The sequence below is a fragment of the Micromonospora sp. LOL_021 genome (assembly GCF_048060215.1).
Classification (GTDB): domain Bacteria; phylum Actinomycetota; class Actinomycetes; order Mycobacteriales; family Micromonosporaceae; genus Micromonospora_E.
The window spans coordinates 1-322 of sequence record NZ_JBHMIN010000169.1; the positions used below are offsets into that span (position 1 = coordinate 1).

Below are 322 nucleotides of genomic sequence, written 5' to 3' on the forward strand. Positions count from 1 at the left end.
TTGAAGTCCGCCTGCCCGGCGGCCTTGATGTTGATCGCGGCGTTGACGTCCCGGTCGTGGTCGCTGCCGCACGGACAGACCCACGACCGGACGTCCAGCGCCATCCGCTCGTTGATCCGGCCGCAGTCCGAGCACATCCGGGTGGATGGGAGCCACCGGTCCACCCGGGCGAACGTGCGTCCGTATCTCGCGGCCTTGTACTCCAGCATGGCGACGAACGACGACCATCCGGCGTCGTGGACGCTCTTGGCGAGCCTCGTGCGGCCGAGACCGACGACACACAGGTCCTCGACGTACACCGCTTGATTCTCGCGGATGATCG

General features: G+C 67.1%; 1 protein-coding gene. It reads right to left on the minus strand.

Annotated features, from left to right (window positions below; genetic code table 11):
- Window positions 1-299, minus strand: a 299-nt coding sequence (locus ACFHWT_RS31530; protein WP_416598361.1) for an RNA-guided endonuclease InsQ/TnpB family protein, incomplete at its 3' end; no start/stop codon positions are given.
- Between the last annotated feature and the right edge of the window lie 23 nt (window positions 300-322).